Annotated in this window: 5 protein-coding genes; 1 reads left to right on the top strand and 4 read right to left on the bottom strand. The window is 71.6% G+C overall.

Translation table 11 applies throughout. From position 1 onward, the window contains the following. Nucleotides 1–153: 153 nt before the first annotated feature. Nucleotides 154–1,302, top strand: a complete 1,149-nt coding sequence (locus tag ACWF62_RS19435; RefSeq protein ID WP_378509430.1) for an alkaline phosphatase family protein — start codon at nt 154–156, stop codon at nt 1,300–1,302. A gap of 77 nt (nt 1,303–1,379) precedes the next feature. Here the strand turns inward: ACWF62_RS19435 and ACWF62_RS19430 are convergent, their stop codons facing one another. From ACWF62_RS19430 to eccCa, 4 genes are all read right to left on the bottom strand, one after another. Further along, nucleotides 1,380–1,670 (bottom strand): WXG100 family type VII secretion target, encoded by a 291-nt coding sequence (locus tag ACWF62_RS19430; protein WP_378509429.1) that lies wholly within the window; start codon nt 1,668–1,670, stop codon nt 1,380–1,382. A gap of 40 nt (nt 1,671–1,710) precedes the next feature. Then, nucleotides 1,711–2,025 carry a WXG100 family type VII secretion target gene (locus tag ACWF62_RS19425; protein ID WP_378509428.1) on the bottom strand — a complete coding sequence of 105 codons (315 nt, stop codon included), beginning with the start codon at nt 2,023–2,025 and terminating at the stop codon, nt 1,711–1,713. Between the two features lie 145 nt (nt 2,026–2,170). After that, on the bottom strand, nt 2,171–3,493 hold the full coding sequence (locus ACWF62_RS19420) for a type VII secretion-associated protein (RefSeq protein WP_452631054.1): 1,323 nt from the start codon (nt 3,491–3,493) through the stop codon (nt 2,171–2,173). Beyond that, on the bottom strand, nt 3,475–7,446 hold the full coding sequence (gene eccCa, locus ACWF62_RS19415; RefSeq protein WP_452631053.1) for a type VII secretion protein EccCa: 3,972 nt from the start codon (nt 7,444–7,446) through the stop codon (nt 3,475–3,477). The genes ACWF62_RS19420 and eccCa overlap by 19 nt, the downstream gene beginning before the upstream one ends. Nucleotides 7,447–7,481: the final 35 nt, after the last annotated feature.

Here is a 7,481-nt window from a genome sequence, read left to right as displayed (position 1 = left end):
CCCGCACCTCTCGGTCCGGGTCGGTGTCCGTGTCGCTCTGACTCGACAAAAGTTACGTGACTGATCGGCAGTCCGCAAATCGCCTGGTCACAGCCGCCAAACTCGCGCGGTTCACGGCGAGACGGCGCATCGGCCCGCCGCTAGCCTTGGGTCATGTTGCTTGCTCCGCAGTATGGGCGGGAATCACTGTCCGATCTGGTTCCATCGGTTCTGGCCGAACTCGGTGTCCCCGGCGAGGTCAACCGCATCGGCCTGGACCTGTCCGGCATCAATCGCGTCTGCGTCCTCGTGATCGACGGACTGGGGGCCGAGCTGCTCGCCGAACACACCGCGGACGCGCCGTTCCTCACCTCCGCCGGCGCCATCCCCGTGCTCACCGCCGGATTCCCCACCACGACCGCGGCGAGCCTCGCCTCTATCGGAACCGGTCTGCCCTCCGGTGAGCACGGGGTCGTCGGCTACCTGATGGCGGTGCCCGGCGAGGACCGCCTGATGAACCCGCTGAGGTGGCGGTTGCACGGTGAGGGGCCGAAGGTGGATCTGCTGCGTGAACTCGTCCCGGAGGAGTTCCAGCCGACCCCGACCGCGTTCGAGCGGGCGGCCGCGGGCGGCGTCACCGTCGCTCGGGTCGGCCCCGCCTATCAGGGGGCGTCCGGGTTGACTCGCGCCGCGCTGCGTGGTGGCGAGTTCCGCCCGACCTTCTCGATGGGCGATCTCGCGGACGCCGCGATTGCCGCGATGCTCGACGGTGACCGCGCGCTCGTCTACGCCTATCACGGGGAACTCGACCTCACCGGGCACGCGCGCGGCCCCGAGTCGACCGCGTGGACGCTGGAACTCGGGCAGGTCGATCTGCTGGTCCGGCAGATCGCGTCCCGACTCCCGTCGGACGGCGCGCTGATCGTCACCGCCGACCACGGGATGGTGCAGGTCCGCTCCCCCATCGACATCGATCGCGACGCCAGCCTCCAACACGGTGTCCGGCAGATCGGCGGTGAACCGCGGGCCCGGCACGTGTACACCGAGCCTGGCACGGCGGACGCCGTGCTGACCCGCTGGCGGGACCGTCTCGCCGACGGATTCGCGGTGTACTCCCGCGCGGAGGTCATCGAACGCGGCTGGTTCGGTCCGACGGTCAGCCCGGCGGCCGAGCAGCGGATCGGCGACGTGATCGCGGTCGCGACCGGTGACGGTGCGCTGATCCGGCGCGGGGCGGAACCGTTGCAGTCCATCCTGATCGGACATCACGGGTCGCTCACCTCCGCGGAACTACACGTCCCGCTGCTGGTGTTTCGGCCCTGAACCGGGTCCGGGGGACGAGGACGTCCCCGGTGGCTCTCCTCCACCGGGGACGTCCTCGCTCATGAACGCGGTACGGGTCAGGCCCAGCTGGCCGCCGCGCGGTTGTTGGTTGCGTTCATGTCGTCGTTGCCCGCACCGACAGCGCGGCCGATCGCCTCGAGCACCTGGTTCAGGTCGTTGGCCGCGGCATCCCACTTCGCCTGCTGGGCCTGGTAGGCCTCGGCCGCCGAGCCCTCCCACTCCGCGACGAGCGGAGCGAGGAAGCTCTTGAGGTCAGCGAGCTTGCCGTTGATGTTGGCACTGCTGGCCGCGATGTCCGCACGGGCCCCGTCGATGGCGCCGAAGTCGTACCGCATGGTCCCACTCATGTTGTCCCCCTGGACGAGTCGTTCGATCGTGTTGGGCAGGTCAGAGATTGAGGCTGCCGCCTGCGCCGGTAATCGCGCTGACGTGATCGTCCTGCGTCGCGGCGAACGCAACACCGTTGGCACGGATGTTCTCGCTGATCGCCAGCAGCGACTCGTTCAGCCGCTTCGCGCTGTCGTCCCACCGCACCATCAGGTTGTCGAAGGCCAGTTTCGCCGCACCCTCCCACGCGCCGTTGACCGCCGTGAGCCTGCCCTGCAGCGAGGTCAGCAACCCCTGGATGTCACCGTTGACGTCCCCCACGTGCCGCGCGGCGGCCTCCATGGTTTCGGTGGTCGTCCTCATCTGACCGCTCATGCACCCCTCCTGATTCCTGTCGCGTCCGTGGTGTCGGCCCGGGTGGGCTGCAGTCGGTCCGCGCCTACACCCTCTTGGACGCAGTGGCATCGGGGTTCGGTTCCGCCCGATCCCGACGAGTTTCGGGCCGCCCGAACGGTGGCGGTCAGCGTGGTGCGACGGTGACCGAACGGCCGACGCGGTCGCAGGCCGGTTCCAGGTCGACCAGGAGGTCGGGCGACGCCTGGCATCCGAGGCTGACCTGAAGTCCGTCGATGACGAACACGTGCCAGCGCACCTGCGAGTCCGGTTCCGGGAACTCGCGGTACGCGAGGGCGTCCCGGGAATCGAGGTTGACGCGGCCCAGTTCGCCGAAGGTCCCCGGACGTTCCGCGATCCGGCCGGCGAGGGTACGGGCCACCGCGTCAAGGTCGGCGCCGGGGTTGAGTTCCTTCTGTGCCAGCAGCATTCGGGCCGGGTGCCCGTCGGCTGGCCTGAGGTCGATCCGATCGGCGCGGCCGGTGGCGCGCTGCTCCCAGCCGTCCGGCACCGTGATCGACGCCCGGCCGGACGCCATCCGCGGCGGCTCGGCGGGGACCGGGTCGGGTGCGGCGCCGGGCAGGATCGAGGCGGCGCCCGCGGCGAGCACCCCGACGAGGAGGATGCCGACCCCGTACGGGCGGGCGCGACTCCGCCGCGTCGGCGACGGTTCCCGGTCCGGGCGCGGCGGACCGGCCAGTTCGACGCCCCACGCGTGCGCGGCGGCCGCGACCGCCGCACCCCGCACCTCCACCGCCCTCGGCAGCCCGTCCCAGCCCCGGTGGAGTTCCACCGCGAGGCGGGCCGCGGGCGGCTCACCCGTGACGGCCACCCATGCGGGCACCTCGGGCCAGGCAGCGTGCAGCATCGTCACCAGTTCCGGTGCTGCGTCGTCTGTCTCGACGAGGTCCCGGGAACCGATCGTGTCGATGACGAGGTGGGCACTGCCGACCGTCGCGGCGGACCCCAGCTCCCCGACCTCGACCACGATCCCCGGTTCCTCGGCACCGACGACGCGCCGCACGGCGTCGGCGACGGCGATCACCCGCACCTCGCGGGCCACCGCGCGTCCCGCCGCGGTCAGCACGCGCCGCCTGCGGATCCCCCAGCTGCTCGGGCAGGTCAGCACCAGCAGGTCGACCGGAACGGCGGCCCCGACCGCCGCTATCCCGTGCGCGAGCACCGCGGCCAGCACCTCCGGCATCGGCACGGCGGTCTCCCCGAGCAGGAGCACGTCGTCGTCGACGAACAGCGCCGGGGACGACTCGAACGCGTCGTCCCCCACCGCCATCGAGCGGTCGACGCCGACCTCGAGCCCGCCGTCGGCAACGAGCACCCCCGCCGGGCGGTGCGCCGACCGGTCACCCCGGTGCACCCACATCGTGGAGTCGGTGAGGTGGACGGCGGTCACCGCGGCCGCGCGATCCGCGGTCACAGCGGCGGCAGCCACGCGACCTGGATCGGCGCCGTGCCCGCCCGGGTCACCAAAGTTGCTCGCCCGGGCGGCATGTCGGTGGGTCGTGCGGTGCCGATCAGGTTGCCTTCGTCGCGGCTGCCGCTCATCACGAGCCCGGTCGGGACCAGGTCGCGCAGTCGGGCGATGACCGGTTCGTACAGTGCGCGTCCGGCGCCGCCGGAGCGGCGGGCGACGATCAGATGCAGGCCGACGTCCTTGCCGTGCGGGAGATAGTCGAGCAGCGGCAGCAGCGGGTTTCCGCCCTGCGTGGCGACCAGGTCGTAGTCGTCGACGATCACGTAGATCTCGGGCCCGCTCCACCACGATCGGTCCCGGATCTGTTGCGGTGTCAGGTCGGGGCCGGCCATCCGGGCCTCCAGTACTCCCGCGAGTTCGGTGATCATCGTCGTGAGGGTCGGCGCGTTGGCGGCATAGCCGGCGAGGTGGTCGCCCTCGACCGCGCCGAGCATGGTGCGGCGGTAGTCGGCGAGAATCAGTTTCGCCTGCCGCGGAGTGTTCGACTCGACGAGTCCCGCGCAGATCCCGCGGAGCAGTGTGGTCTTGCCCGCTCCGCCGTCCGCAAACACCAGGGTGTGCTGGTGTTCGTCGAAATCCATGTGGACGGGGGCGAGGGCGGCCTCGTCGACGCCGATCGGGACCCGCAGGCACGGTCCGTCTCCGGCAGGGGGCCAATCCGGGATGCGGGCGAGGACGTCCTCGCGCGGGCAGCGTTCCGGCAGCATCCGGACCGCCGGAGCGGCCGGGTCGTCGGTGCCCGCAGCGATCCGGGCTACAGCGTCGGCGACGCCCGCAGTGAGGTCCGCGGAGCCGGAATGCCCGTCGATGCGGGGCAGCGCGGTCAGCAGGTGTAGCCCGTCGGCGGTCATTCCGCGACCGGGCCGCCCCTCGGGCACGCGGGCGGCCTTGACCCGCCCAACATCCGAGTCGGACGGGTCGCCGAGGCGCAGTTCGATGCGGGTGCCCAGCTGGTCCTTGAGTGCGGGCCGGATCTCGGCCCAGCGGGATGCGGTGACGACGACGTGGACGCCGAACGAGAGTCCCTGCCCGGCAAGCGCACCGATCTGCGCCTCCAACGGTTCGAAATCCTGCCGAATGCCGGGCCAGCCGTCGACGATGAGGAAGACGTCGCCGAACGGGTCGGCGTCGAGAGCGGCGGCCGCCGGGGCGGATGCGGCGCGGATCCGGCGGAACTCGGCCATCGAGTCGATCCCCAGTTCCCGGAAGCGTCGTTCCCGATCCCGGACCAGGGCGGCCATCTCGGCGACCGTGCGGCGGACCCGGTCGACGTCGAGGCGGTTGGCGACCGACCCGACGTGCGGCAGGGCGGCGAGTCCGGCAAGGGTGCCGCCACCGAAGTCCAGGCAGTAGAACTGCACCTGGCGCGGGGTGTGGGTCAGGGCCATCGACAGGATCAGGGTGCGCAGGGCGGTCGACTTGCCCGACTGCGGACCGCCGACGACGGCGACGTTGCCGCGTGATCCGGACAGGTCGACGACGAGGTGGTCGCGGCGCTGATCGAACGGGCGATCCACGATTCCGATCGGCGCCCGCAGCGCCACCTCCCCGGCCACCCGCGCGACGGGCGGCGGCAGCAGCGTGTCGAGGGTCGGCGGGGCATCGAGCGGCGGAAGCCACACCTCGTGGGCGGGTAAACCGCGCCCGCGGACCTGGTCCACGACCACGTCGAGGATGGTACGTCCGCTGTCGGTCTCCGGGTCCGGCTCGTCGACCGGCGCTGGCGGCCCGAGCGGTTGCTCGTCGAGGACCGCCGCGGCGCTGAACGGGCGCGGCCGCAGGTCGGCGGGCACCGTGGATCCACCGGCGCCGCGGCGTGCGGATCGCCTGACGTACGGCCCGGACACATATGCGGTAGCGAACCGGACGATCTCCGCCGAGTCGCACTTGAGGTAGCCGACGCCGGGCGTTCCCGGCAGGTGGTAGGCGTCGGGGACACCGAGCACGGTGCGAGACTCATTCGCGGAGAAGGTCTTCAGACCGATCCGGTACGACAGGTGGGAGTCGAGGCCACGCAGCCTGCCCTCGTCGAGGCGCTGGCTGGCGAGCAGCAGATGGATGTGCAGGGAGCGGCCGAGGCGTCCGATCGCAACGAACAGATCCGCGAACTCGGGTTGCTGGCTGAGCAGTTCGGAGAACTCGTCGACGACGATGAACAGCGCGGGCAGCGGAGCCAGGTCGGCGCCCGCCGCCCGCGCCTTCTCGTAGTCGGTGACGTTCGCGAAGTTGCCTGCGGCGCGGAGCAGTTCCTGCCTGCGGGTCATCTCCCCGGCCAGCGCATCCCGCATCCGGTCCACCATCGCGAGCTCGTCGGCGAGGTTGGTGATCACCGCGGCGACGTGCGGCACGGCGTCGAGGCCGAGGAAGGTGGCGCCGCCCTTGAAGTCGACCAGAACGAGGTTCAACGCCTCCGGGGAATGCGTGGCGATCAGCCCGAGGACGAGGGTACGGAGGAACTCGGATTTCCCGGAACCGGTTGCGCCGATACATAACCCGTGTGGACCCATCCCGTTCTCGGCCGCCTCCTTGAGGTCGAGCTCGACGGGGCTGCCGTCCGATGCGACGCCGATCGGGACGCGCAGCCGGTCCCGCGGGGCGCGGGGCAGCCAGGCGTGAGCGGGGTCGAGGGTCGCGAGGTCCGGGAGGCCAAGCAGGTGTTGCCAGTCGGCGGCAGCGCCGGACTCGTCGCCCCCGTCGGCGGAGGTCGGGGTGGCGAGCCGGAACGGTGCCAGGCGGCGGGCAGCGGTCTGCGCCTGGTGGGTGCTGATCCCGTCCGCGACGGCGAAGGTCTCGACACCGGATCCGCTGCGCGCGCCGAGCGAACCGCCGGCGAGCACCAGCTGGATGCCGCGGGTCGCGGACAGCGTCGGGCGGTATCCGCCCAGGTCGAACACCGTCACCGAGTCCAGCCCGTCGTCGAGGATGCCGGACGCCGAGGCGATGCCACCGTCGAGCACGACGACCACCTGCGGCACCCCGGCGGTCGCGGGCGCCGTCCGGGAGTACCGGGCCCGGGTCGCCAGGTGCGGGCCGAGCATGTCGTCCAGTTCGGCGAGCGAGCCGTACACCATCCGCCCGGTGCCCGCACCGTCGTGGCGGTCCGGGTGCTGCGCGTGTGGCAGCCACTTGACCCATTCCCACTCCGCTGCGGTGTCGGGCCCGCAGACCACGACGACCTGCACCTGGTCCGGTCCGTGGAAGGTGCACAGCTGCACCAACATCGACCGAACCAGGGCCCGGGTGGCGATGCGGTCGCCCTCGAAACCGATGGCAGCGAAGCCGCGCAAGGCGACCGCGGTCGGCAGTTCGGGCACGACGGAGTGGGTGCGGACGAAGCGTCGTAGCGACACGGCGGCGACCGGCTCGAGGTCCTCGACGGGGCCGGTTTCCGGGGCGACCAGGCGCGTCGCGAGCCGCTGACTGCCAAGGCCGACCCGGACGTGGCAGTGGTCGGGGTCGGTGATGCGGCGCTCCCACATCCGATGGGTGCCTGCCAGGGTCCACAGGTGCTCCGGCTCGGGGTGGCTCCAGTCGAGGGCCGCCCGCTGACGCTCGGCGGTGTCGTAGACGTCGCGGCGAAGCTGGTCGAGGTAGCGCAGGTAGTCCTTGCGGTCCTCGTTGGCCTCCGCTGCCCGCGCGCCCGCACCGCGTCCGCCGGCGAGCATCCCGAGCATCGAAACCACCATCATCACCGGGAACAGCAGCGACATCGGGTTCGACGCCATGCCGGAGGTGAACATCAGGGCGACCATGCCGAGCATCGCGACGACCATCACGACGGGCAGCATCTTGGTCAGCAGGTTGCCGGGGACGACCTTCGGAATCTCGGGGGGCGGCTGCAGGCTCACCTCACCGCCGGGGGTGCGCGGCACCTCGGTTCGTGCCTTGCGCACGAAACGGACAGTGACCATGCGCGATCCCCCCTCGCGTCGATGCCGCGCCGACT

It is taken from the genome of Rhodococcus sp. NPDC054953 (assembly GCF_053609225.1).
Note: the sequence above shows the minus strand (reverse complement) of the source record. Positions and strands in the feature narration are given on the sequence as shown.

What these genes read in the sequence shown, in the direction of transcription:
- ACWF62_RS19435 (WP_378509430.1), top strand. Translation starts at nt 154, where the DNA reads ATGTTGCTTGCTCCGCAGTATGGGCGGGAATCACTGTCCGATCTGGTT.
- ACWF62_RS19430 (WP_378509429.1), bottom strand. Translation starts at nt 1,670, where the DNA reads ATGAGTGGGACCATGCGGTACGACTTCGGCGCCATCGACGGGGCCCGT.
- ACWF62_RS19425 (WP_378509428.1), bottom strand. Translation starts at nt 2,025, where the DNA reads ATGAGCGGTCAGATGAGGACGACCACCGAAACCATGGAGGCCGCCGCG.
- eccCa (WP_452631053.1), bottom strand. Translation starts at nt 7,446, where the DNA reads ATGGTCACTGTCCGTTTCGTGCGCAAGGCACGAACCGAGGTGCCGCGC.